Here is a 22235-nt window from a genome sequence, read left to right on the forward strand (position 1 = left end):
TGTATTTAATTATCTGCTTGTTCCTCACTGACCGGTTCCTTCCAAACCTCGGTATCGTCCACCTGATTCTCCAGGTCGACCAGGTTATCACTACCCGTGACCCAGACGAAGCCAAGAATGCTCTGGTCGTCACCGTCCTGATCGTTGAAAAACCGGAACTGCCAGTTGTTCTTCAGAAGCCACTGACGCTGGATAGCCAGCTGCTGATACTTGCGAACGACCATCAGCAAGCCCACCTGTAGGGGCTGAATCTGGTGGAGGGGCATCCCCACCGTCGCCCGGATCTGTTCCTCGTACTGATCAACGTTGGTTGTGGTGTCGTAGACATTGGCGATTGAAGTCAGTCCCAGCTCAATGTTCTTGACGTAGAGGGTCCCGGTCCCGGTAACGTAGAAGTTAACCGAGAAGACTCCGTTGTATTCCAGCGAACCGGCAACGCTCTTCACGATCCGCTGCATCTCATTCAACATGTCATCGTTAACAGTTGCTGGGGCAGCAACCGCGAGCAGTTGACGATCCGGCGTGAAGTGCAACTTGGCCAGCGGGAAGATCGCAGTCTCCTCACCATCGGTCGCCGCCGTCATCGTGTACTCGCTCGTGTGATCAATCCAGGACTCTAGCAGGTAGGTTCCGGTTTCAACGAAGTCCGCCGCCCGGACAATATCGGACTGGCGCTTGATGATCATTGACTGCTCACCCAATCCTCGCTGAATCGGCTTCAACAGGGCTGGGTAGCCGATTGAGTCGATCGACTGGTAGACGTCATCCAGGCTGACCACCGTAACATAGGGGGTGATGTTGATGTTGATCTGGTCGAGAAAGGCCCGCTCCATCAACCGATCCTGGATGATCTCCAGGCCGTTGGTCCCCTGCGGAATAGCGGCGTACTGACCCAGAAAATGCAGGACCCGGGCGTCAACGTTCGGCGTCTGGTAAATGATGGCGTCACAAGCCTCACCAAACTGGGCCAGCTTGATTTTATCGTTGTAGGCCCCCACGATGGTCTCGTCAGCCATCTTGGTGATTGCTGGCTGGGCATGGTCAACGTAGACCAGGACGTTGAACCCGGCCTTCTTTGCCGCCGCAATCAAGGTACCGCCGTTCCGGTTGATGGCAATGATCCCCAGGGTGCTCCCTGGATAAAATGCATTCCTCTTCATGCTTAAGCTCCTTTCGCTGCCTAGTCGGGCATAAATTCAATCTGGTTGTCGGCTAGGGACTTGATCCGGGCCAGTGATTCTAGCCGGATCCCCCGGTCCTTGAGTTCCTTGGCTCCTGGCTGGAAACTCTTCTCGATCACGATGCCGGCCCCGGCAACCTGAACACCGGCCTGATCGGCAATCTCCAGCATCCCCTCAACGGCCTGACCATTTGCCAGGAAATCATCAATCATCAGGACCTTGTCGTCTTGTGAAACGTACTTCTTGGAAATTGAGATCCGGTTAGTCGTCTTCTTGGTATACGAGTAAACGTCGGCTACGTACATGTTCTGGTTTAAGGTCAGACTCTTGTGCTTACGGGCGAAGATCACCGGCACCTTCATCGCCAGCCCGGTCATCACCGCCGGGGCGATCCCGGATGACTCGACGGTCCAGACCTTGGTAACCCCTGCATCGGCGAAGAGCCTGGCAAACTCTTGACCCACGTGCAGCATCAATTCCGGGTCCACCTGGTGGTTCAGGAAGGCGTCCACCTTGAGGACGTTGCCCGGCAAAACCGTTCCGTATTCTTTAATTTTTTCCTCTAGTTCACGCATCGTCGTTACTCCCCTCTATTTACTACTTATCATAATTATATAACTTATAAGCCTTGATTACCGAGATTAATTTCTGGGCGTAATCCGGGTCGGTGGCGTAGCCGGAATCCTGAAGGGCCTGAGCAGCCTCCCGGTAGTTGCTGGCCTTGACCACCCGGTCGTAGTTCTGCTGGTTGGTGTCGGTTCCGGTCAGCATCAGCTTAGTATGATCCTTGATCGAGTCACTCCAGCTGTCATAAACCCGGAAGCGACCCTTGGTTACGATCCACTTGCCGTTGATATACTCCTTGGTAGTCAGTTCACGAGAATTGGGACCGGTCCCCTTGATTCCGAAGAGGTTGTGGTACTGTGACGCCAGCTTGCTGGTCCCCCACTGCGACTCCAGGATCGCCTGGGCAATCGTGATCGAGGCATAGACGTGGTAGGTGTTCTGCATTGCCTGGGCCTCCGGTGCGACCTGCTTGATGAAGAGTTCCTTGGCCTCCCGATCCCGCTCCCACGCCTGCTGCTCAATCCGCTGCTGGTTCCAGATCCGATAGAAGTGGTGGCCGGCATACACTCCCAAGAAGATCACGATGATTGCTAGTATCCATACCGTCGTCTTGGTTGTCGAAAGACGCTTCTTTGCTTTTCTTCTACGTTTTGCCAAAAAATGGGCCTCCTTTGTCCTACTAGCTCCTAATTGTAGCAAAGTTAACCCACTTTGGCGTTACATTTTAAACAAAAATAAGAACTCAGCTTCTTAGCTGGGTCCTTAGCAAATTTATTCTAGTGGAACTGCATCCCACCATCGACAATGATGGTCTGACCAGTAATGTAGTTGGAGTCCGGTCCAGCCAGGAAGCCGACCGCATTGGCAACGTCTTCTGGTTCAGAAAGCCGCTTTAGGGCGATGTTCTTGGCAAAGGTCTGCATCCCCCATTCGTCGCTCTTACCGGCATTCTTCCCGACCTGATGAGCGATGTCGAACATCATCGGCGTCTTAACGATTCCTGGTGCGTAGGCATTGACGGTAATCCCTTCATCCGCGAGGTCCCGGGCGGCTACCTGGGTAATTCCCCGGATGGCAAACTTGGTGCCGGAGTACAGGGCCAGGTTCGGGTTCCCGACAACTCCGGCCTGTGAGGTGGCGTTGATGATCTTCCCGCCGTGACCCAGCTTCTTGAAGGCCTGGTGGGTAGCCTGGATTCCCCAGAGGACCCCACCGACGTTGACACCGTAAACCTTACTAAACTGTTCCGGGGTGATCGTGTCGATCGGGGTGGTTGGGCCCAGGCCGGCATTATTGACCATCACGTTAAGATCGCCAAAGTGGTCGACGGTCTGGTCAACCGCAGCGAAGACGGCATCACGATCGGAGACGTCAGCCACGATCGGCAGTGCTTCACCACCCTTGTCCTCAAGCTCCTTAGCGGTCGCATCCAGCTTATCCTTTTCCAGAGCGACCAGGGCAACAGCAAAACCATCATGAACGAGCCGTTCGGCAATCGCCTTCCCGATCCCTTGACTACCACCGGTAACAATTGCAACTTTCTTTGCCATGAGAGACTACCTCCTCAATATCCAATTTCTATCAACACTTTAATTATAACTGAAGCGTTTTCAAATGTGAAGTAATAAACTATTATCGGTCGTTAAAAGCGCTCCTGACTAATGTGTATCCCGAAGCTAAACACAAAAAAGCACCAGCCAAAGCGCTGATGCTTTTGATATTGAAGCGATAATCGAATATTAACGCTTACTGAATTGAGCAGCCTTACGAGCCTTCTTCAGACCTGGCTTACGACGTTCCTTCATCCGAGGGTCACGAGTCAAAAGACCGGCCTTCTTGAGGGCGTCACGGAAGTCAGGGTCAACGCTGAGCAGGGCGCGGGCGATCCCGTGACGAACAGCGCCGGCTTGACCGGAGAATCCACCACCATTGATGTTAGCGATAACGTCGTATTGGCCGTTAGTCTTGGTAACATCAAATGGTTGGTTTACGATAGCACGTAAGTCGGCAAATGGAATGTAGTCGTCAATTGCCTTGCCGTTCATCGTAATCTTACCTGAACCTGGTACTAAGCGAACACGTACGGTTGCGTCCTTACGCCGACCAGTACCACTGTATTGTACTTGTTGAGCCAATTCCATTCCCTCCTTAGATTAAGTTCGTAATGTCCAATGCTTCTGGCTTTTGAGCAGCATGACTGTGGTCTTCACCAGCGTAAACATGCAGCTTCAAGCCCATCTTGTGACCCAGGGAGTTGTGTGGAAGCATACCCTTGATAGCAGTTTCCAGAAGCTTCTCTGGTTCCTTAGCACGGAAGTCACCGGCAGTCCGTTCCTTCAAACCACCAGGGTAGTTTGAGTGACGGTAGTACTTCTTTTGCGAAGCCTTCTTACCAGTTAACTTAACTTGCGCAGCGTTGATAACAATGACATTGTCACCAGTGTCAACGTGTGGAGTAAATGTTGGCTTGTTCTTACCACGCAGAATTGATGCGACGACGGTGGCCAGACGACCCATTGGGACATCCTTAGCATCGACAACGTACCACTTGCGATCAACTTCACCAGGTTTTGCGATGTATGTCGTTCTCACGATTAAATCCTCCAATTTTGTTTTTCTTTTACATATAATAGTGTACCGAGTTATTAGATGGAAAAGAAATACCAAGTGCTAGTATACCTTCTTCTGCCCCCGGCGTCAATCATTTTCCGTAATCCACTGATACAAGGTACAAGCCACTGGCCGGGGCGGTCATCCGGGCCTGGGTCCGGTCCTTAGCCGCCAGCACCCGCTTGACGTCGCTGACCGGCCGCTGGTTGCTGCCGACCTCGAGCAAAAAGGCCACCATGATTCGGATCTGGTTATAGAGGAAGCCGTTACCAGTGAACTCGAAGATCACCTCGTTATCGTGCTCGTCGCGGTAGATGCTGATCTTCTCCACCGTCCGGAAGTTGCTCTTGGCCTGGCTCCCCGAGGCAACAAAGGAAGTGAAGTCGTGCTCACCGATGAAGTCCTTGGCAGCTTCCTTCATCTTCGCCAGGTCGAGCGGGTACTTGAAGTGAGCCGTGTAGTTGCGCTTGAAGGGGTTGACGAACTCCCCCTGGTCGACCCGGTAACGATAGGTCTTGCGGTGGGCACTGTAGCGGGCATGAAAGTCGGGGGTGACCTCCTCAGCCTTCTTTACCAGGATATCGAGGGGGAGGATGCTGTTTAAGGCCTTCCGCATCGAATCGTTACTCAGGTGGTATGGAATATCAAAGTGGGCAACCTGGTTGAGAGCGTGAACCCCGGCGTCCGTCCGCCCCGACCCAATTACCGGGATGGCGGGATCCGGGTGTTTAGCGATCTTGTTGACGGCATTCTTCAACACCTGTTCCACGGTCCGCTTATGAGGCTGGATCTGGAAGCCGGAGAAGTTGGTGCCATCGTAGGCAAAGGTAATTTTATAGCGATACAAAGTTACAATAGTCCTCCTCTGATCAAGAATAGGATGGTGGTTACCAAAACCATCACCACAAAGGTCATCGTGTCGCATCCCCGCCAGTGCAGCTGACGGAAGTGGGTCCGGGGGCTGTCGGGATCATAGCCCCGGGCCTCCATGGCGGTGGCCAGGTCCTCAGCTCGCTTGAAGGAGTTGACAAACAACGGGATTAGGACCGGAACGAGGTGCCTTACCCGCTGAACCAGGGTTCCCTGGTGGAAGTTCATCCCCCGTGACCGCTGGGCGTTGGTAATCTTACCCGCTTCATCCATGATTGTCGGGATAAAGCGCAGGGCGATCGACAGCATCAACGTAATCTGGTTGACCGGTACCCGTAAGAACTTCAGCGGCCGCATGAAACAGTCCAAGCCGTCTGCAATCCGCAGGGTCGGGGTCGTCGCCGTGAGCACCGTCGAGGCAGTGATGATAACCATGAACCGGTAGAAGATGATCAGGGCGTTCACCAGTCCATCATGGGTAATCGACATGATCCCCCAATGCCAGTAAAGCCGCCCACCGCTAGAGAAGAGTACCTGGAAGGCAACCGTGAAGACGATCACCCAAGCCAGCGGGCGCAACCCTTGCCAGTACTGGCGGAAGCTGACGTGACTCATCAGCATCGCTAGCAGGAGTCCCGCCAGCAGCCAAAGACTGGTTCCCCAACTGTTGGCAAAGAAAACCAGAATAACGTACCAGATGCACATCAAAAGCTTCATCCGGGGGTCAAGACGGTGCAGGGGCGAGGCAACCGGGACATAGCTACCAAAGACAATCTTATTATTCACCAGGCGTCCCCCCTAACTTGGCCGCTAGCTGATCAGCCAGGGCATCAATGCTCATCGCCGGGGCGATTGCTAGGCCAGCGTCACGGAGCCGGTGAGATATCGCTACGGCAGGTGGGACGTTGAGGTGATTAGCCATCAGAAATGCTGGATCGGCAAAGATCTCCCGCGGGGAGGCACTTTTTACCAGGCGTCCCTGATTCATCACCACTACCTGATCAGCATACTGGGCCACCTGATCCATCTGGTGAGTGATCAGGAGGATCGTGGTCCCGGCCACGTGGAGCTTGGCGATATTGGCCATCAAACGGTGCGTGACCGCGGCATCGAGCCCCGCGGTTGGCTCATCCAGGATCAGGATGGCTGGATGCATGGCTAGGACACCGGCGATGGCGACCCGCCGCATCTGACCACCGGAAAGAGCGAAAGGCGAACGCTTGGCAAATTCCGCTGGCAGGTCCACCATCCTCAAGGCGTCGCTGACCGCAGCCTGGACGCGGTCGGCCGACCAGCCCAGGTTGGTGGGACCAAAGGCAATGTCCTGGCCGATCGTCTCGGCAAAGAGCTGCTGCTCGGGAAACTGAAAGACGTAACCGACGTGGTGGCGCAACTTAGCTAGGTCAGTTGCCGACGACTGGGCATCAACCACAACGTCCCCCACCTGGATCTGGCCACTGGTTGGGCGGCCCAGACCGTCAATCAAAGAAACCAGGGTACTCTTCCCACTTCCGGTATGTCCGACAATGCCGACGAAGCTACCGGGCGCAATTTGCAGACTGACGTTGTCCAGTGCCGGGCGCTTCGTTTGTGACGAGTAATTAAAGCTGACGTTTTTAATTACAACTGCTGGCATATCCATCTCACCATCTCTTCCTCCGTGAAGTAGCGGGCCGGCACGGTTATCCCACGGTCAACTAGGGCCTGACGGAGGGCCTGACCCGCCGGCACACCAACCCCAACATGGCGCAGGAGGTCGACATCCGCCAGCACCGTGGCCGTGTCCCCCTGACGGATAACCTGGCCGCCATCAAGAACCACGACCCGATCCGCAATCGCCATCTCCGTGGGATCATGAGTAATTGAAATAATCGTATATTGCTGCTGTGTTCGCAGACGCTGCAGAAGGTCAAGAACCAGCTGCCGCCCGGCCGGATCGAGCATACTGGTGGCCTCATCCAGGATGATCACCTGCGGCTTAAGGGCCAGGATACCGGCGATCGCCACCCGCTGCTTTTGTCCCCCGGACAGCATCGTCGGTTCCGCACTTGCCAGGTCGGTCATATCAACCGCTGCCAGGGCCTGTTGGATCCGGGACCGCATTTTTGCAAGCGGAACCTGGCGATTCTCCAAGCCAAAGGCGACGTCATCGGCCACAGTGGCACCAACAAACTGATTATCGGGGTTCTGAAAGACAATTCCGACCTGCTGGTGCACCCTCGTCATGTTCTCCTCGGTCACCGGCAGGTTGCAAACCGTGACCTGTCCCTGCTTAGGGAGTAAGAGACCGTCGATCAGGCGGGCCAAGGTGCTCTTCCCGCTCCCGTTACGCCCGATGATTGCCGTCCATTCACCCTGGGGAAAACGAAGGCTAACGCCATCGAGGATCATCCGGTCAGCATTGGGGTATTGAAATTGAACGTTGGTCAGTGTGACTGCATCCACCACGCGTTCCTCCTCACATCGTTAATATCACTATTTTAACAGCCAACCTCCACCATCAAAAGGAATTTAAACTAAAAAATCACTTACCACCGGGGTGCGCAGGGTTTCTGCATTCGAGCTAGACTAGGGAGTATTCCCACCATCGTAACGCTCTATACCACCAATGATAGTGATTCTTTATTACGTATTTAGTTATTGGTCGACAAGAAATTAGTCAACGAATTCCAAAATAACCATTGGTGCGCCGTCACCACGACGAGGCATCGTCTTCAGAATCCGCGTGTAACCACCTTGACGGTCAGCATACTTTGGAGCAAGTTCTTCAAACAGGTGTTGAAGAGCAGATTGAATCCGAATGTTGTCGCCATCTTCCTTAACGTCAGCAACGACGTTCCGAAGGTAAGCAGCAGCCTTACGCCGGGATGCAAGATCACCATGCTTGGCAAGCGTGATCATCTTATCAGCAGTCTTACGAACTTCCTTAGCCCGTGCTTCGGTAGTGGTAATTTGACCATTAACAATTAAATCAGTAGTTAAATCACGTAATAAAGCTTTACGTTGTGAACTTGTACGTCCTAATTTACGGTAACTCATGAAGTGGTTCCCTCCTTTGCAATTGGTGTTAATTAATCATCTTGGCGGAATGAAACACCGAGATCATTTAACTTAAGCTTAATTTCTTCTAATGACTTCTGTCCTAAGTTCCGAACCTTCATCATGTCAGAAACGGTCCGATCAGTTAATTCCTTGACGGTGTTGATGCCAGCACGCTTGAGGCAGTTGTATGACCGTACTGAGAGGTCCAATTCCTCAATTGTCATTTCGAGCATCTTTTCCTTGTGGGTCTCTTCCTTTTCAACCATCACTTGGGAATTTTGTGCTTCCTCAGTCAGATCCACAAAAATTGCCAGGTGTTCGGTCAAAATCTTGGCCCCAAGGCTCACCGCTTCAGTAGGTGTTAATGAACCGTCAGTCCAAACATCCAAAGTCAACTTATCGTAGTCGTTGCGTTGACCAACACGTGCATTTTCGACAGTGTAATTTACACGTTCGATTGGGGTATAGATGGAATCAATTGGTAATACACCGATGGCAAGATCTTCCATCCGGGCCTTGTTATCATTAGCAGAAAGGTAACCGCGACCTTTATCAGCTGTCATCTTAATGTGTAATTCCGCACCATCAGCAACAGTTGCAATGTGCAGGTCAGGGTTTAAGATAGTGACTTCCCCATCACCCTGGATGTCGGCGGCGGTTACTTCGGCCGGCCCCTTAACATCAAGTTCGAGGTCTTTTTGATCCTCGGAGTTGATCTTCAAGGAAACCTTCTTAAGATTTAAGATAATTTGGGTCACATCTTCAGTAACACCTTCAACGGTGCTAAATTCATGCAAAACCCCATCAATTTGCATACTGGTGATTGCTGCACCCGGGAGTGAAGCCAGCAGTACACGTCTTAATGAATTACCAAGAGTAGTTCCATAACCGCGTTCAAGTGGTTCTACAACAAACTTGCCGTAGTTATCAGTCTCTTCAATTTTGTGAATGTTTGGCTTTTCAAATTCGATCATTCTATCCCTGTACCCCTTTCAAAACGTGGTTCGCATTTGAGACGAAAAGGCAATTGCTGGAAATACCAACAATGTCAATTAAACACGACGACGCTTTGGAGGACGAGAACCATTGTGTGGGACTGGAGTTACATCACGAATAACAGTAACTTCCAAACCAGTTGTTTGAAGAGCACGGATGGCAGATTCACGACCGGAACCTGGACCCTTAACTTCAACTTCAACGGTCTTCATACCGTGTTCCATTGCTTGCTTAGCAGCAGCTTCTGATGCCATCTGAGCAGCGAATGGCGTAGACTTACGACTACCCTTGAAGCCTAAAACACCGGCTGATGACCAAGCAACAGCGTTACCTTGAACATCAGTGATCATGATCAAAGTGTTGTTGAACGTTGAGTGAATGTGGGCAACACCAGTTTCAACGTTCTTTTTTGCACGACGCTTACGCGTACCCTTTTTGGTTGCCATATCTAGTACTAACCTCCTTTTTTAATATAATCTAATTACTTCTTCTTGTTTGCGATGGTAACGGCCTTACCCTTACGAGTCCGGGCGTTGTTCTTCGTGTGTTGACCACGAACAGGCAAACCACGACGGTGACGCATACCACGGTATGAACCAATTTCTTGGAGCCGCTTGATGTTCATGGAAACTTCACGACGCAAGTCACCTTCCACTTGGATTTGGTCGACTTGTGCACGGATCTTTTCTTCTTGATCTGGAGTCAAATCACGAACACGAATGTCTTCTGAAACACCGGCATTTTCAAGGATCTTCTTTGCACGAGAATCACCAATACCGTAAATATAAGTTAAGCCGATTACGATACGCTTGTCACGAGGTAAATCGACACCTGCAATACGAGCCATTTATTGCACCTCCGTTCTTAATTAATTTTATTACTTACCTTGACGCTGCTTGTGCTTAGGGTTTGCAGAGCAAATAACCATAACACGTCCATGACGCTTAACGATCTTGCAGTGCTCGCACATCCGCTTGACTGATGGTCTTACTTTCATTATTAAATCCTCCTAGAGAGTTCCTGTTAACTACTACTTAAACCGGAACGTGATCCGACCCTTGGTCAGGTCATAAGGGGACATTTCAACCTTAACCCGGTCACCAGGTAAGATCTTGATGTAGTGCATCCGAATCTTACCGGAAACGTGGGCTAAGATCTCAGCTCCGTTTTCCAGTTCAACTTTAAACATCGCATTAGGCAAAGTTTCGGTAACTTTACCCTCTACTTCAATCACATCGGCTTTTGCCACGGAATGGTTCCTCCTTGCCTAATCAAGAAAATTACGTAAAAACGGTGGGAAGTGCGGTCACTTCCCACTGTCAGCTAGATAAACCTTGCCTAGTTTAGCATAACTAGCCACACTTCGCAAGGCATAACCCGCATTAAAGATTATTAAGCACTTTCTTGACGTCGTCGTAAACCTTGTCGATGTCCTGTTGACCATCGATCGTGTGCAAAACGCCTTGCTTTTGGTAGTAATCTACCAGTGGTGTATTCAGTTTGATGTTAACATCAAGACGATTCTTAACCGTTGCCGGCTTATCATCGTCACGTTGGTAGAATTCGTGGCCGCCACAAACATCACAGGTTCCCTCAACCTTGGTTGGGTTGTAAACCTTGTGGTAAGTTGCTCCACAGTTGCGACAGATGAACCGGCCACTCAGACGTTCAACCAATACATCCGGTTCAACGTGGATGTTGATGACTGCATCTAAGTGACGGTCACTCTCAGCTAACATCTTATCCAAGGCAGCTGCTTGGTTAAGATTACGAGGAAAACCATCAAGCATGAAGCCGTTCTTGGTGTCGTCCTGCGCTAACCGTTCCTTGACGATACCATTAGTGACTTCGTCTGGAACAAGCTCACCCTTATCGATGTACTTCTTGGCTTCGAGCCCCATCGGCGTTTCATTCTTGATCGCCGCCCGGAAAATATCACCGGTTGAGATGTGAGGAATGTCGAAGTCTTCCACAATCTTCTGAGCTTGGGTACCCTTACCAGCACCAGGCAAACCCATTAAAACAAGATTCATACTCATTTTTCATTTCCTCCTTCAGGTTCACGAATAAATCCAATGTATTCGCGCTTCATGGTTAAACCATTCAATTGCCGAACCAGATCCAATGCAATTTGAACAATGATCAGTAAACTAGTACCACCAAGACCGATTGATTGGCTGAGGTTCCAAACGTTACTTGCAACCAGTGGGATTAACGAGATCAACCCCAGAATCAGTGAACCGACCGTGCTCAAGCGCATCAGCAGTGACGAAACATATCCCTGCGTTCCCTTTCCAGGACGAACACCTGAAATGTAACTGCCTTGCTTCTGCAAGTTCTCGGCCAGCTTTTCGGGATTAACCTGAACAAAGGCGTAGAAAAAGGTAAAGACAACAATCAGCAGAATGTAAAGGGTAATCCCCGGACCAGACTGCATATTAAAAATTGTTGACATAACTTGGTACCAGGTATCTCCACCGTGGTTCTGTTGGAACGCCATCAGGATGGTCTGCGGCGTCGAAATGAAGGAACCCGCGAAGATAACTGGGATAACTCCAGAAACATTAATCTTTAATGGTAGATAACTACTTGATGGTGAAGTGGTTGTCCGACGAGTATATTGAATTGGCAACCGCCGCTCGGCCTGTTGAACCCAAGTGACGAATGCCACAATAATGACTAATGCAATAACTACTAAGGCGATGAAGCCGATTCCCATCCAGAGGGCGGAACCAGATTCACCCGCAATTTGATCATCCCAGAGTTGCCGAATTCCACCCGGCATCTGTGCAACAATCCCGGCGAAGATGATGACGGAAACCCCGTTACCAAGGCCCCGTTCCGTGATCATGTCACCCATCCAAGTAGCAAACATTGTACCAGCGGTTAAGATCAATCCGATGGTCAGATAGGTCTGAACCCCGGGATGGTTAACCAAGTGGATTGAACTCAAGGCATTAAACCCGGCGGTGATCCCGATCGATTGGATGAACCCCAACACAATCGTCAACCACCGAGTTGCTTGATTCAACTTTCGCCGTCCAACTTCACCCTGCTTACTCCATTCAACAAACCGCGGGACAATGTCCATCTGCAGCAGTTGAACAACAATTTGAGCGGTAATGTATGGGGAAACACCCATTGCAAACAATGAGTAGTTTTCCAAGCCACCACCACTAAAAGTATTGAGGATCGATGCTAACCCGGTCGAGGAAATCTCCTGCAGTGCAGCAGCATTAACTCCAGGAACAGTGATAGCCGCCCCAATTCGGTAAACAATCAATACAAACAGGGTGAACAGAATCTTCTTACGAATATCCTTAACCCCGAGTGCATTCTTGACGGCTTTGAACAAATTACATCACCTCAGTTTTACCGCCAGCAGCTTCAATGGCAGAAACTGCAGAAGCGGAAAACTTGTTAGCCTTAACAGTTAACTTCTTCTCAAGCTTACCACTACCAAGAACCTTAACACCGCTCTTCAAGTTCTTGACCAGACCACTTTCCATCAGGACTTGTGGGGTAACTTCAGTACCGTCATCGAACTTGTTCAATGCAGTCAAGTTAACAATAGCGTATTCCTTGCGGTTAATGTTGGTGAAACCACGCTTTGGGATTTGCCGGTAGAGTGGCATTTGGCCCCCTTCAAAGCCCAGACGAGTCTTACCATGAGCCTTTTGACCCTTCGTACCACGTCCGGAAGTAAAACCATGACCAGATGACAGGCCACGACCCTTACGAAGACGCTTTGAACGAGAACCTTCTGCAGGCTTCAATTCATTTAACTTCATTTAGTAGGCACCTCCTTATTATTTAATTGTAATTACTTAACTTCTTCGATGGAAACTAAGTGTGCAACCTTGAAAATTTGACCACGTGTTGCGGCGTTGTCTGGCAGGATGTTAGAACTGCCGATCTTGCCCAGGCCCAATGCCTTAACGGTCTTACGTTGGGTTGGTTCACGGTGGGCAACACTGTGGATTAAGGTAACTTTAACTTTAGCCATAATTAGTGCCCTCCTTATTCTGCCAAGTGGTCAACTGAAACGCCACGAAGCTTGGCAACTTCTTCAGCACTCTTCAAGTGCTTCAAACCTTCAAACGTTGCACGAACAACGTTAACAGGAGTGTTGGAACCAAGACGCTTTGAAGTAACATCAGCTACACCAGCAAGGTCCATGACGTTACGTACCGCACCACCGGCAGCAACCCCGGAACCTTCAACGGCTGGCTTCAACATGATCTTTCCACCGCCGTATACACCGATAACTTCGTGTGGAATAGTCGTACCAACGATTGGCACAGTGATCAGGTTCTTTTCAGCAGTAGCTTGGGCCTTCCGGATGGCTTCCGGAACTTCTTGGGCCTTACCAGTACCGAAACCAACGTGACCCTTACGATCACCAACGATTACTAAGGCAGCAAACCGCATCCGGCGACCACCCTTAACAACCTTGGTAATCCGGTTGATGGCAACAACTTGATCGTCTAAGTCCAACTTTGCTGGATCAATGAATTCTGATGATGTCATTGCAGGTTATTCCTCCTTCTTTTTAGAATTTAAGTCCGTTTTCACGAGCAGCGTCAGCTAATGCTTCAACACGGCCGTGGTAGAGGTACCCACCACGATCGAAGACAACGTTGCTGATGTTCTTAGCAACCGCACGCTTGGCGATTAAGGCACCAACACCACTAGCTTGCTCAGTCTTCGTCTTGCCACTAACTTCACTGTCCATAGTGGAGGCACTAGCGAGCGTCACACCCTTTACGTCATCAATTAATTGAGCGTAAATGTTTTTGTTTGAACGGTAAACACTTAAGCGTGGGCGCTCCGCAGTACCAGAAATCTTACCGCGAACGCGCATGTGACGGCGTTGACGGATCTTGTTCTTATCTGGTTTAGAAATCACAATAGTCACCTCTTATTGAATATTTTATGTTAATTATAAATCGCTGATAGAATAACCTAATCAGATTACTTACCAGTCTTACCTTCCTTACGGATGATGTGTTCGTTTTCGTAACGAATACCCTTACCCTTGTATGGTTCAGGTGAACGAACAGCACGAACTTGCGCAGCAAAATCACCAAGGTGTTCCTTGTTGATTGAGCTCAATTCGATCGTGGTGTTATCTGGCACCTTGATGTCAACATCTTCCGGCTTGTCGATTTCAACTGGGTTGGAGTAACCAACAGTCAAGATCAGCTTGTTACCCTTGAATTGTGCACGGTAACCAACACCGACGAGCTTCAGAACTTTCTTGTAACCATCAACAACACCTTCAACCATGTTGTTAACGTTAGCCCGGGTAGTACCGTGGATCATCTTCAACTTGTTGGAATCGCCATCACGATCAAACTTAACAACGTTGTCGGCAACGGTCATCTTGATCAATGGTGAGATTTCACGAGATAAGGTACCCTTAGGCCCCTTAACAGTTACCACGTTACCATCTTGTGATATTTCAACGCCCTTTGGCAGGTCAATTTCCTTGTAACCAATACGACTCATGCGTACACCTCCTAACTAATTATTAATATTACCAAACGTAGGCGATAACTTCGCCACCAATGTTCTTGGCGCGAGCAACCTTGTCAGTCACAACACCCTCAGATGTTGAGATAATGGCAATACCTAAACCGTTAAGAACCTTTGGCACAGCGTCAGCCTTAACGTATGAGCGTAAACCAGGCTTTGAGATCCGCTTCAAGCCGGAAATAACGCGTTGACCGTCGTTTCCGTACTTCAAGAATACTCGGATGATGCCTTGCTTGTTATCGTCAACATATTCAACATCGCGAATGAAACCTTCGTTCTTCAAGATTTCAGCGATGTCCTTCTTCATCTTTGATGCAGGTGCCTCAACTGATTCGTGTTGGGCCATGTTAGCGTTACGAATACGAGTTAAGAAATCTGCAATTGGATCACTCATAGACATCGATGTTTTCCTCCTTTTGTCGGTGATTTGTTTACCAGCTAGCCTTCTTCAAACCAGGAATTTGTCCCTTGTGGGCAAGTTCTCGTAAGCAAATCCGGCATAGGTGGAATTTACGGTAAACTGAGTGCGGACGTCCACAACGAGCACAACGTGTGTATTCACGACTTGAGAACTTAGCGGGACGGTTGCACTTAGCAATCATTGATTTTTTAGCCAATTTGTGGAACCTCCTTTATTTAGCAAATGGCATGCCGAGCTTGGCAAGTAATTCGTGTGATTCTTCATCACTTTGAGCAGTCGTTACGATTACAACGTCCAAACCACGAACACGATTTACCTTGTCGTAATCAATTTCTGGGAAAATTAATTGTTCACGAATACCGAGGGTGTAGTTACCACGACCATCGAAGGCCTTGTTGCTTACACCGTGGAAGTCACGAACCCGTGGCAGAGCAACGTTGATTAACTTGTCCAAGAAATCGTACATCCGTTCACCACGCAGGGTAACCTTGGCACCAATTGCCATACCTTCACGAAGACGGAAGCCGGCAATCGACTTCTTAGCCTTGGTAATCAGTGGCTTTTGACCAGCGATAAGGCTAAGTTCTTCAACAGCTTCATCCAGGTTCTTTGAGTTGGTAGTAGCATCACCAACACCCATGTTCAAAACAATCTTGTCAATCTTTGGGGCTTGCATAACTGAAGAGTAGTTGAACTTTTCAATTAAGGCTGGGCGAATTTCGCTTTCGTATTTAGCTTTCAAACGGTTTTCCATTAGTCGTTTTTCCTCCTTTCTTCAAATATTAGTCGAGGGTCTTGCCTGACTTCTTGGCAACGCGAACCTTCTTACCATCAACAAACTTGTAACCGACACGGGTTGGTTCGTTAGTTGAAGGATCAATCAGCATTACGTTTGAAGCGTTGATTGGAGCTTCAGTATCGATAACACCACCGTTTGGGTTAGCGTTGTTTGGCTTTTGATGTTTCTTGATCTTGTTAATGCCTTCAACGACAACGCGGTTTTCAGCAGCTAAGATCTTCTTAACGCTACCTTCCTTACCCTTGTCCTTACCGGCGATAACGCGAACTTTGTCACCTGTCTTAATGAACATGTTGATTGTGCACCTCCTTATTCTTGGTTAAATCTTACAGAACTTCTGGAGCGAGTGAGACGATCTTCATGAAGTCATCACCACGGAGCTCACGAGCGATTGGGCCAAAAATACGGGTACCCTTAGGGCTCTTGTCATTGTTAATCAGAACAGCGGCGTTTTCATCAAACTTGATGTATGAACCATCCTTACGGTGCAGACCATGCTTAGTCCGTACGACAACGGCCTTAACAACGTCACCCTTCTTAACAACGCCACCTGGTGTTGCCTGCTTTACAGTAGCAACAATAATGTCACCAATATTACCAGTCTTAACTCGGGAACCACCCAAAATCTTGATAACTAAGATTTCGCGCGCACCGGAGTTATCAGCGACTTTCAACCGACTTTCCTGTTGAATCACGGTTAGGTCCTCCTTCCATTTACAAATAAGAATTAGAATACGAATTTAAGAGTTATCTGCTAATTAAAGGGTAGCAGCCTTTTCGACAATCTTTACAAGACGGAAACGCTTCTTAGCTGACAGTGGCCGAGTTTCCATGATTTGTACAGTGTCGCCGGTCTTAGCTTCGTTGTTTTCGTCATGTGCGTAGTACTTCTTTGAGTAACGTACACGCTTGCCGTAGACAGGAGCACTCTTGTAAGTGTCAACTACGACAGTGATGGTCTTGTCCATCTTGTCAGAAACAACGCGACCTTGGTAAACCTTACGTGCATTACGTTCTTCACTCATGCGCTAATCCTCCTTTTCGTATTCTTATTTGTTTAATTGTTGTTGACGAAGAACTGTCTTAACCCGTGCAATGTCCTTACGTACTTGCTTCAGACTTGCAGTGTTTTCCAATTGGCCGGTTGCTAACTGGAAACGTAAGTTAAACAATTGTTCCTTCAATTCCTTCTCACGGTCAAGTAGCTTGTCAGTGGTTAATCCATTCAGTTCTTGTACGTAATCTTTACTTTTCATTAGATTGTCCACCTACTTCCTCACGTTGTACGATCTTAGTGCGAACTGGCAACTTGTGACCGGCAAGACGCAAAGCTTCATGAGCGACTTCTTCAGAAACGCCCCCTACTTCGAACATAACCTTGCCGCGCTTAACTGGGGCAACCCAGCCTTCTGGAGCACCTTTACCATTACCCATCCGGACACCAACACCCTTGCTGGTGTAGGAAAGTTGAGGGAAGATCTTGATCCAAACCTTCCCACCACGCTTCATGTAACGGGTCATAGCGATACGGGCAGCTTCGATTTGACGGTTGCTGATCCAATGAGAATCAAGGGCTTGCAAACCGTAGTCACCAAAGGTAACAGTCTTGCCACCCTTAGCTTCACCACGCATGTGACCACGTTGAACCTTACGGTGCTTTACTCGCTTTGGTACTAGCATGTTTTACTTCCCTCCTTGTTCATCATCATTTTCATTCTTCTTGGCAGGAAGAACTTCACCGCGGTAGATCCAGGTTTTAACACCAAGGACACCGTAAGTAGTGTTAGCTTCATCCCAAGAGTAATCAATGTCTGCACGGAGTGTGTGAAGCGGAACAGTACCATCTGAGTATGATTCAACCCGAGACATGTCGGCACCGTTCAGACGACCAGCAACTTGAGTCTTGATACCCTTAGCACCGGCACGCATTGCGCGTTGCATTGCTCCACGCATTGCACGACGGAAGGCAATCCGCGCTTCCAGTTGACGAGCAATGCTTTCACCAACAAGGTGTGCATCCAAGTCTGGCTTCTTGATTTCCACAATGTTGATGTGGACACGCTTGCCAGTTAACTTGTTTAATTCCTTGCGAAGTGCTTCAACTTCTGAACCACCCTTACCAATAACCATTCCTGGCTTGGCAGTGTGAATTGAAACGTTGACGCGGTTAGCGGCACGTTCAATTTCAACGGTTGATACAGAGGCATCAGCAAGTCGCTTTTCGATGTACTTACGGATCCGAAGGTCTTCGTTCAGATAGTCGGCAAAGTTCTTGTCAGCGTACCACTTTGCAGTCCAATCGCGAATGACTCCGACACGAAAACCATTAGGATTGATCTTTTGACCCACTATTCATTCCTCCTATCGTTCTGTAACAACCACTGTGATGTGACTAGTCCGCTTGTTGATTGGTGAAGCAGAACCCTTTGCACGTGGACGGAACCGCTTTAAGGTTGGTCCTTCGTTCGCATAAGCTTCGCTAACAACCAAAGATGCACGATCTAAGTCAAAGTTGTTTTCAGCGTTTGCAACAGCAGATTTTAATACTTTTTCAACATCTGAAGCGGCACCGCGGCTGGTGAACTTCAGAATAGCAAATGCTTCAGCAACACTCTTGCCGCGAATTGCATCTAACACAAAACGAGCCTTACGGGGTGCAACCCGAACCATCTTGGCAGTTGCCTTAGCGGATGTAATGTTTTCAGCCATTTATTAATTCACCCTCCTTACTTACCAGTCTTCTTGTCATCGGTAGCGTGACCATGGAAAGTCCGCGTTGGTACGAATTCACCTAACTTGTGGCCAACCATGTCTTCTTGAACGTAAACTGGTACGTGCTTCCGACCATCGTAAACAGCAAAAGTGTAGCCAATAAAGCTTGGGAAAATGGTTGAACGACGTGACCATGTCTTGATGACAGTCTTCTTTTCGGAATCTTTTTGAGCTTCGACCTTCTTCAATAATGAAGCGTCAGCGAAAGGCCCCTTCTTCAAACTACGACCCATTTAGTGTACCTCCTCTCGGGTAATAAAACGTAAATTAACGAGTATGTGGACCGCGCTTCCGACCACGAACAATGAACTTGTTTGAACGAGCCTTGTGTGAACGGGTCTTCTTACCAACGGTCTTCTTACCCCATGGAGACAGAGGTGATGGTAAACCAACAGGTTGCTTACCTTCACCACCACCATGTGGGTGATCGTTAGGGTTCATTACAGAACCACGAACGTGTGGACGTTGACCTGCGTAACGCGTACGACCAGCCTTACCCTTGATTAGCAGGGCGTGTTCGTCGTTACCAACAGTACCAATCGTGGCACGGCAGGTAGCCAGAACCATCCGAACTTCACCGGATGAGAGACGAACTAAGACGTACTTTTCTTCCTTACCAAGCAGTTGTGCAGAAGCACCAGCTGAACGGGCGAGTTGACCACCCTTGCCTGGCTTTAATTCAATGTTGTGAATAACAGTACCAACTGGAATGTTCTTCAATGGAAGGGCATTACCAACCTTGATATCAGCATCTGGACCGGATTGAACCGTCATACCAACCTTCAAGCCCTTAGGAGCAATGATGTATGACTTAGTACCATCAGCGTAACCAAGCAGAGCGATGTTAGCAGTCCGGTTAGGGTCATATTCAATGGTCTTAACCGTTGCAGGAACATCATCCTTGATCCGCTTAAAGTCAATGATCCGGTATTGACGCTTAACTCCACCACCACGGTGACGAACAGTAATGTGACCGTAACTGTTACGACCAGCAGTACTCTTCAATGGTGCCAGCAATGACTTTTCAGGGGTACTCTTCGTGATTTGGGCGAAGTCGTAACCGTTCATGTTCCGGCGACCGTTAGTAGTAGGTTTGTACTTACGAATTCCCACTGTGTTTTCCTCCTTTTTTTAATGATTAGTTTTCACTGTTGTCGTTGAACAGCTTAATTTCATCAGAATCGGCAGAGAGCGTAACGATTGCCTTACGACGGCGCTTAGTGTAACCAACGTAACGGCCTTGACGCTTCTTCTTACCCTTAACGTTCATGATGTTTACCTTAACAACCTTAACGCCGAAGATTTCTTCAACCGCGTTCTTGACCTGGGTCTTGGTTGCTCGTAAATCAACATCGAACGTATAACGCTTGTCGTCCATGCCAGCCATTGAAGCTTCAGTGACAACTGGACGTAAAATAATTTCGCGTGCTTCCATTATGCGAGCACCTCCTCTACTTGAGAAAGAGCTGACTTAGTGATGACAACCTTTTGAGCGTCAACAACGTTTAAGATGTTAACACCAGCTGGCGTAACAACGGTTGCATTAGCCAGGTTGCGAGCAGATAAAGCAGCATTCTTGTCATCGTCAGTAACAACGATCAGTGCCTTTTCGGCAACCTTCAAGTTGTCTAAGGCAGCTGCAAAGTCCTTCGTCTTTGGTGCGTCGAAGCTCAGGGAGTCAACAACTACTAAGCTGTCGTCCAGAACCTTTTGGGAGAGAGCTGACTTGATAGCCAGTTGACGAACCTTGCGAGGAAGGCTGTACTTGTAGGAACGTGGGGTAGGGCCAAAGACAATACCACCGCCACGGAATTGTGGTGAACGGATTGAACCTTGACGAGCACGACCAGTACCCTTTTGACGCCATGGCTTCTTACCACCACCGCTAACAGCTGAACGATTCTTAACATCGTGAGTACCTTGACGCAATGAAGCACGTTGACGCAGGATAGCATCAAATTCAGCGTTTTGGTTTGGTTCAACACCAAATACCGCTGCGTTCAGTTCAATGGTGCCGTTTTGGCTACCATCTTGCTTGTACAAATTAACGCTAGTCATTATTTACTTCCTCCTTTCTTATTATTTGTTGTGTTGCTTGCTCAGGCTCTTCTTGGTGTTAGCCTTCACAGAGTTCTTAATCGTAACGTATGACTTGTTAGCGCCAGGAACGTTACCCTTAATCAGTAATACGTTGTTGTCGAGGTCGACCTTAACAACTTGTAAGTGTTGCATAGTAACAGTCTTGTTACCCATCCGGCCTGGGAGCTTCATACCCTTGAATACCCGGTTAATGATTGCACCCAGAGAACCTGGACGACGGTGGTAACGAGAACCGTGAGCCATAGGACCACGTGATTGGTTGTCCTTGTGAATGTTACCTTGGTAACCATGACCCTTGGTAACACCCGTAACGTCGACAGTTTCACCTTCAGAGAAGACGTCAGCCTTAACTTCATCTCCAACCTTGATGTCATCCCCTAATTCAGCGTCACGGATTTCACCGATGAAGCGCTTAGGGGTCGTGTTTGCTTTTGCTGCATGACCTTGTTCAGGCTTGTTGCTCAAGATTTCGCGCTTGTCGTCAAAACCGAGTTGAACGGCGTTGTAACCATCGTTTTCAACGGTCTTGATTTGCATAACAACGTTTGGCGTTACGTCAATAACAGTAACTGGTACCAATTCACCGTTATCAGTGAAGACTTGAGTCATACCAACCTTTTTACCTAAGATTCCTTTGGCCATGAGTACACCTCCAATTTAATGTTTTTCGTTTTAATAAAGTAAGAAATAATTACAACTTGATTTCGATGTCAACACCACTTGGCAGGTCGAGTTTCATCAGTGAGTCAACCGTCTTTGGGGTTGGGTCGATGATGTCGATCAAACGCTTGTGGGTCCGCATTTCAAATTGTTCCCGAGACTTCTTGAACTTGTGTGGTGAACGGATAACCGTGTAGATAGTCCGTTCAGTTGGTAACGGGATAGGACCTGAGATTTGAGCACCTGTCCGCTTAGCGGTATCAACAATCTTATCAGCAGATTGGTCGAGGATACGGTGTTCATAAGCCTTTAACCGAATACGAATCTTTTGTTTTGCCATTATGTTCCCTCCTTCATCAGATTTAAAATTTGACTAGCTCCGCGGAAATTACCGCCACATCCTGTGGCAAAGCGGCCGGGTGTGTCGCAACCTTCCGCATCAACGCTTCGCAGCTTAAACTCCCATGGGGGTAGGGCAAATCTACCCACCAACGCTCAAGCACCTATCCATAATACTAAAGAATCGCCGTCATATCAAGTGTTTAATGCAATTAATTTTGATTGAAATCTTCTTGTAAAGTAAAATCGGTTTCAAAGTCTCGACAATTTCTTCAAAATTTTTAAGAAACCGTCAATAATGGAGCCTAATTTCTCCTCAACGATCTTTCCTACTGTATAT

The 22235-nt window shown here is 48.7% G+C and carries 39 protein-coding genes; all 39 read right to left on the minus strand.

The genetic code is table 11. From position 1 onward, the window contains the following. Positions 1-5: 5 nt before the first annotated feature. Complete coding sequence (locus tag FD34_RS00680; protein WP_057805787.1) at positions 6-1160, minus strand: ATP-grasp domain-containing protein; 1155 nt, start codon at positions 1158-1160, stop codon at positions 6-8. 20 nt (positions 1161-1180) lie between these two features. Beyond that, positions 1181-1756, minus strand: a complete 576-nt coding sequence (locus FD34_RS00685) for a xanthine phosphoribosyltransferase (RefSeq protein ID WP_057805789.1) — start codon at positions 1754-1756, stop codon at positions 1181-1183. Between the two features lie 22 nt (positions 1757-1778). Further along, positions 1779-2405: a glycoside hydrolase family 73 protein gene (locus FD34_RS00690; RefSeq protein ID WP_057805791.1), complete on the minus strand. Its 627-nt coding sequence runs from the start codon at positions 2403-2405 to the stop codon at positions 1779-1781. Between the two features lie 119 nt (positions 2406-2524). Beyond that, complete coding sequence (locus FD34_RS00695; RefSeq protein ID WP_057805794.1) at positions 2525-3298, minus strand: (S)-acetoin forming diacetyl reductase; 774 nt, start codon at positions 3296-3298, stop codon at positions 2525-2527. A 189-nt stretch (positions 3299-3487) separates the two neighbouring features. Then, entirely contained in the window at positions 3488-3889 is a 402-nt protein-coding gene (rpsI, locus tag FD34_RS00700; protein WP_057805795.1) for a 30S ribosomal protein S9, read from the minus strand. 7 nt (positions 3890-3896) lie between these two features. Beyond that, positions 3897-4340, minus strand: coding sequence for a 50S ribosomal protein L13 (gene rplM, locus FD34_RS00705; protein WP_057805798.1), 444 nt, complete (start codon positions 4338-4340; stop codon positions 3897-3899). 109 nt (positions 4341-4449) lie between these two features. Beyond that, positions 4450-5205 (minus strand): tRNA pseudouridine(38-40) synthase TruA, encoded by a 756-nt coding sequence (truA, locus tag FD34_RS00710; RefSeq protein WP_057805799.1) that lies wholly within the window; start codon positions 5203-5205, stop codon positions 4450-4452. Positions 5206-5207: 2 nt separating this feature from the next. Then, entirely contained in the window at positions 5208-6014 is an 807-nt protein-coding gene (locus FD34_RS00715; protein WP_057805801.1) for an energy-coupling factor transporter transmembrane component T family protein, read from the minus strand. Continuing rightward, on the minus strand, positions 6007-6870 hold the full coding sequence (locus tag FD34_RS00720) for an energy-coupling factor transporter ATPase (RefSeq protein WP_057805802.1): 864 nt from the start codon (positions 6868-6870) through the stop codon (positions 6007-6009). The genes FD34_RS00715 and FD34_RS00720 overlap by 8 nt, the downstream gene beginning before the upstream one ends. Next, a complete protein-coding gene (locus FD34_RS00725; protein WP_083479750.1) occupies positions 6849-7673 on the minus strand; it encodes an energy-coupling factor transporter ATPase in 825 nt (274 codons plus the stop codon). The genes FD34_RS00720 and FD34_RS00725 overlap by 22 nt, the downstream gene beginning before the upstream one ends. A gap of 210 nt (positions 7674-7883) precedes the next feature. Beyond that, positions 7884-8267: a 50S ribosomal protein L17 gene (gene rplQ, locus FD34_RS00730; protein ID WP_057805804.1), complete on the minus strand. Its 384-nt coding sequence runs from the start codon at positions 8265-8267 to the stop codon at positions 7884-7886. Between the two features lie 32 nt (positions 8268-8299). Next, entirely contained in the window at positions 8300-9244 is a 945-nt protein-coding gene (locus tag FD34_RS00735; RefSeq protein ID WP_057805805.1) for a DNA-directed RNA polymerase subunit alpha, read from the minus strand. A gap of 78 nt (positions 9245-9322) precedes the next feature. Beyond that, positions 9323-9712: a 30S ribosomal protein S11 gene (rpsK, locus tag FD34_RS00740; RefSeq protein ID WP_057805807.1), complete on the minus strand. Its 390-nt coding sequence runs from the start codon at positions 9710-9712 to the stop codon at positions 9323-9325. A 35-nt stretch (positions 9713-9747) separates the two neighbouring features. Continuing rightward, positions 9748-10113: a 30S ribosomal protein S13 gene (rpsM, locus tag FD34_RS00745; protein ID WP_057805809.1), complete on the minus strand. Its 366-nt coding sequence runs from the start codon at positions 10111-10113 to the stop codon at positions 9748-9750. 30 nt (positions 10114-10143) lie between these two features. Continuing rightward, entirely contained in the window at positions 10144-10263 is a 120-nt protein-coding gene (gene rpmJ / locus FD34_RS08285; protein ID WP_003714521.1) for a 50S ribosomal protein L36, read from the minus strand. A gap of 33 nt (positions 10264-10296) precedes the next feature. Further along, a complete protein-coding gene (gene infA / locus FD34_RS00750; RefSeq protein WP_003664537.1) occupies positions 10297-10515 on the minus strand; it encodes a translation initiation factor IF-1 in 219 nt (72 codons plus the stop codon). A 133-nt stretch (positions 10516-10648) separates the two neighbouring features. Next, the gene (locus FD34_RS00755) at positions 10649-11305 is read right to left on the minus strand and encodes an adenylate kinase (RefSeq protein ID WP_057805812.1); all 657 of its coding nucleotides are present in this window, start codon (positions 11303-11305) and stop codon (positions 10649-10651) included. Beyond that, a complete protein-coding gene (gene secY, locus FD34_RS00760; protein ID WP_057805814.1) occupies positions 11302-12621 on the minus strand; it encodes a preprotein translocase subunit SecY in 1320 nt (439 codons plus the stop codon). The genes FD34_RS00755 and secY overlap by 4 nt, the downstream gene beginning before the upstream one ends. A 1-nt stretch (position 12622) precedes the next feature. After that, positions 12623-13057 carry a 50S ribosomal protein L15 gene (rplO, locus tag FD34_RS00765; protein ID WP_057805816.1) on the minus strand — a complete coding sequence of 145 codons (435 nt, stop codon included), beginning with the start codon at positions 13055-13057 and terminating at the stop codon, positions 12623-12625. Positions 13058-13089: 32 nt separating this feature from the next. Continuing rightward, positions 13090-13272: a 50S ribosomal protein L30 gene (rpmD, locus tag FD34_RS00770; RefSeq protein WP_047767366.1), complete on the minus strand. Its 183-nt coding sequence runs from the start codon at positions 13270-13272 to the stop codon at positions 13090-13092. Positions 13273-13286: 14 nt separating this feature from the next. Then, positions 13287-13796: a 30S ribosomal protein S5 gene (gene rpsE, locus FD34_RS00775; RefSeq protein WP_057805818.1), complete on the minus strand. Its 510-nt coding sequence runs from the start codon at positions 13794-13796 to the stop codon at positions 13287-13289. Positions 13797-13818: 22 nt separating this feature from the next. Then, positions 13819-14184 carry a 50S ribosomal protein L18 gene (gene rplR, locus FD34_RS00780; protein ID WP_057805820.1) on the minus strand — a complete coding sequence of 122 codons (366 nt, stop codon included), beginning with the start codon at positions 14182-14184 and terminating at the stop codon, positions 13819-13821. A 56-nt stretch (positions 14185-14240) separates the two neighbouring features. Then, positions 14241-14777 carry a 50S ribosomal protein L6 gene (rplF, locus tag FD34_RS00785; RefSeq protein WP_057805822.1) on the minus strand — a complete coding sequence of 179 codons (537 nt, stop codon included), beginning with the start codon at positions 14775-14777 and terminating at the stop codon, positions 14241-14243. 28 nt (positions 14778-14805) lie between these two features. After that, complete coding sequence (gene rpsH / locus FD34_RS00790) at positions 14806-15204, minus strand: 30S ribosomal protein S8 (RefSeq protein WP_057805823.1); 399 nt, start codon at positions 15202-15204, stop codon at positions 14806-14808. Between the two features lie 31 nt (positions 15205-15235). Then, positions 15236-15421 carry a type Z 30S ribosomal protein S14 gene (locus tag FD34_RS08290; RefSeq protein WP_003664547.1) on the minus strand — a complete coding sequence of 62 codons (186 nt, stop codon included), beginning with the start codon at positions 15419-15421 and terminating at the stop codon, positions 15236-15238. 15 nt (positions 15422-15436) lie between these two features. Continuing rightward, positions 15437-15979: a 50S ribosomal protein L5 gene (rplE, locus tag FD34_RS00795; RefSeq protein ID WP_057805825.1), complete on the minus strand. Its 543-nt coding sequence runs from the start codon at positions 15977-15979 to the stop codon at positions 15437-15439. A 28-nt stretch (positions 15980-16007) separates the two neighbouring features. Then, a complete protein-coding gene (gene rplX / locus FD34_RS00800; RefSeq protein ID WP_057805826.1) occupies positions 16008-16316 on the minus strand; it encodes a 50S ribosomal protein L24 in 309 nt (102 codons plus the stop codon). Positions 16317-16350: 34 nt separating this feature from the next. Then, positions 16351-16719 (minus strand): 50S ribosomal protein L14, encoded by a 369-nt coding sequence (rplN, locus tag FD34_RS00805; protein ID WP_003714461.1) that lies wholly within the window; start codon positions 16717-16719, stop codon positions 16351-16353. Positions 16720-16782: 63 nt separating this feature from the next. Continuing rightward, positions 16783-17049, minus strand: coding sequence for a 30S ribosomal protein S17 (rpsQ, locus tag FD34_RS00810; RefSeq protein WP_057805827.1), 267 nt, complete (start codon positions 17047-17049; stop codon positions 16783-16785). Between the two features lie 24 nt (positions 17050-17073). After that, the gene (gene rpmC, locus FD34_RS00815; RefSeq protein WP_057805829.1) at positions 17074-17280 is read right to left on the minus strand and encodes a 50S ribosomal protein L29; all 207 of its coding nucleotides are present in this window, start codon (positions 17278-17280) and stop codon (positions 17074-17076) included. Continuing rightward, the gene (rplP, locus tag FD34_RS00820; RefSeq protein WP_057805832.1) at positions 17270-17704 is read right to left on the minus strand and encodes a 50S ribosomal protein L16; all 435 of its coding nucleotides are present in this window, start codon (positions 17702-17704) and stop codon (positions 17270-17272) included. The genes rpmC and rplP overlap by 11 nt, the downstream gene beginning before the upstream one ends. A 3-nt stretch (positions 17705-17707) precedes the next feature. Then, a complete protein-coding gene (rpsC, locus tag FD34_RS00825; RefSeq protein WP_057805834.1) occupies positions 17708-18373 on the minus strand; it encodes a 30S ribosomal protein S3 in 666 nt (221 codons plus the stop codon). Between the two features lie 12 nt (positions 18374-18385). Further along, positions 18386-18733 (minus strand): 50S ribosomal protein L22, encoded by a 348-nt coding sequence (gene rplV / locus FD34_RS00830; RefSeq protein WP_057805836.1) that lies wholly within the window; start codon positions 18731-18733, stop codon positions 18386-18388. Positions 18734-18750: 17 nt separating this feature from the next. After that, the gene (rpsS, locus tag FD34_RS00835) at positions 18751-19029 is read right to left on the minus strand and encodes a 30S ribosomal protein S19 (protein ID WP_057805838.1); all 279 of its coding nucleotides are present in this window, start codon (positions 19027-19029) and stop codon (positions 18751-18753) included. Positions 19030-19063: 34 nt separating this feature from the next. Next, positions 19064-19909, minus strand: coding sequence for a 50S ribosomal protein L2 (rplB, locus tag FD34_RS00840; protein ID WP_057805840.1), 846 nt, complete (start codon positions 19907-19909; stop codon positions 19064-19066). Positions 19910-19934: 25 nt separating this feature from the next. Then, positions 19935-20231: a 50S ribosomal protein L23 gene (gene rplW / locus FD34_RS00845; protein WP_057805844.1), complete on the minus strand. Its 297-nt coding sequence runs from the start codon at positions 20229-20231 to the stop codon at positions 19935-19937. Beyond that, positions 20231-20854, minus strand: a complete 624-nt coding sequence (gene rplD / locus FD34_RS00850) for a 50S ribosomal protein L4 (RefSeq protein ID WP_057805847.1) — start codon at positions 20852-20854, stop codon at positions 20231-20233. The genes rplW and rplD overlap by 1 nt, the downstream gene beginning before the upstream one ends. A gap of 21 nt (positions 20855-20875) precedes the next feature. Further along, positions 20876-21538, minus strand: a complete 663-nt coding sequence (gene rplC, locus FD34_RS00855) for a 50S ribosomal protein L3 (protein ID WP_057805849.1) — start codon at positions 21536-21538, stop codon at positions 20876-20878. Between the two features lie 49 nt (positions 21539-21587). Next, positions 21588-21896 carry a 30S ribosomal protein S10 gene (rpsJ, locus tag FD34_RS00860; RefSeq protein WP_057805852.1) on the minus strand — a complete coding sequence of 103 codons (309 nt, stop codon included), beginning with the start codon at positions 21894-21896 and terminating at the stop codon, positions 21588-21590. Between the last annotated feature and the right edge of the window lie 339 nt (positions 21897-22235).

This window comes from Limosilactobacillus pontis DSM 8475 (assembly GCF_001435345.1).
Lineage (GTDB): Bacteria > Bacillota > Bacilli > Lactobacillales > Lactobacillaceae > Limosilactobacillus > Limosilactobacillus pontis.

Coding starts and splice junctions, on each gene's coding strand:
- FD34_RS00680 (WP_057805787.1), bottom strand. CDS start 1,160: ATGAAGAGGAATGCATTTTATCCAGGGAGCACCCTGGGGATCATTGCC.
- FD34_RS00685 (WP_057805789.1), bottom strand. CDS start 1,756: ATGCGTGAACTAGAGGAAAAAATTAAAGAATACGGAACGGTTTTGCCG.
- FD34_RS00695 (WP_057805794.1), bottom strand. CDS start 3,298: ATGGCAAAGAAAGTTGCAATTGTTACCGGTGGTAGTCAAGGGATCGGG.
- rpsI (WP_057805795.1), bottom strand. CDS start 3,889: ATGGAATTGGCTCAACAAGTACAATACAGTGGTACTGGTCGGCGTAAG.
- FD34_RS00720 (WP_057805802.1), bottom strand. CDS start 6,870: ATGGATATGCCAGCAGTTGTAATTAAAAACGTCAGCTTTAATTACTCG.
- rplQ (WP_057805804.1), bottom strand. CDS start 8,267: ATGAGTTACCGTAAATTAGGACGTACAAGTTCACAACGTAAAGCTTTA.
- FD34_RS00735 (WP_057805805.1), bottom strand. CDS start 9,244: ATGATCGAATTTGAAAAGCCAAACATTCACAAAATTGAAGAGACTGAT.
- rpsK (WP_057805807.1), bottom strand. CDS start 9,712: ATGGCAACCAAAAAGGGTACGCGTAAGCGTCGTGCAAAAAAGAACGTT.
- rpsM (WP_057805809.1), bottom strand. CDS start 10,113: ATGGCTCGTATTGCAGGTGTCGATTTACCTCGTGACAAGCGTATCGTA.
- rpmJ (WP_003714521.1), bottom strand. CDS start 10,263: ATGAAAGTAAGACCATCAGTCAAGCGGATGTGCGAGCACTGCAAGATC.
- FD34_RS00755 (WP_057805812.1), bottom strand. CDS start 11,305: ATGAGTATGAATCTTGTTTTAATGGGTTTGCCTGGTGCTGGTAAGGGT.
- rplO (WP_057805816.1), bottom strand. CDS start 13,057: ATGAAGTTAAATGAATTGAAGCCTGCAGAAGGTTCTCGTTCAAAGCGT.
- rpmD (WP_047767366.1), bottom strand. CDS start 13,272: ATGGCTAAAGTTAAAGTTACCTTAATCCACAGTGTTGCCCACCGTGAA.
- rpsE (WP_057805818.1), bottom strand. CDS start 13,796: ATGACATCATCAGAATTCATTGATCCAGCAAAGTTGGACTTAGACGAT.
- rplF (WP_057805822.1), bottom strand. CDS start 14,777: ATGAGTCGTATTGGTTACAAGGAAATTGACCTGCCAAAGGGCGTTGAA.
- rpsH (WP_057805823.1), bottom strand. CDS start 15,204: ATGTCTATGAGTGATCCAATTGCAGATTTCTTAACTCGTATTCGTAAC.
- rplE (WP_057805825.1), bottom strand. CDS start 15,979: ATGGAAAACCGTTTGAAAGCTAAATACGAAAGCGAAATTCGCCCAGCC.
- rplX (WP_057805826.1), bottom strand. CDS start 16,316: ATGTTCATTAAGACAGGTGACAAAGTTCGCGTTATCGCCGGTAAGGAC.
- rpsQ (WP_057805827.1), bottom strand. CDS start 17,049: ATGAGTGAAGAACGTAATGCACGTAAGGTTTACCAAGGTCGCGTTGTT.
- rpmC (WP_057805829.1), bottom strand. CDS start 17,280: ATGAAAAGTAAAGATTACGTACAAGAACTGAATGGATTAACCACTGAC.
- rplP (WP_057805832.1), bottom strand. CDS start 17,704: ATGCTAGTACCAAAGCGAGTAAAGCACCGTAAGGTTCAACGTGGTCAC.
- rplV (WP_057805836.1), bottom strand. CDS start 18,733: ATGGCTGAAAACATTACATCCGCTAAGGCAACTGCCAAGATGGTTCGG.
- rpsS (WP_057805838.1), bottom strand. CDS start 19,029: ATGGGTCGTAGTTTGAAGAAGGGGCCTTTCGCTGACGCTTCATTATTG.
- rplW (WP_057805844.1), bottom strand. CDS start 20,231: ATGGAAGCACGCGAAATTATTTTACGTCCAGTTGTCACTGAAGCTTCA.
- rplD (WP_057805847.1), bottom strand. CDS start 20,854: ATGACTAGCGTTAATTTGTACAAGCAAGATGGTAGCCAAAACGGCACC.
- rplC (WP_057805849.1), bottom strand. CDS start 21,538: ATGGCCAAAGGAATCTTAGGTAAAAAGGTTGGTATGACTCAAGTCTTC.
- rpsJ (WP_057805852.1), bottom strand. CDS start 21,896: ATGGCAAAACAAAAGATTCGTATTCGGTTAAAGGCTTATGAACACCGT.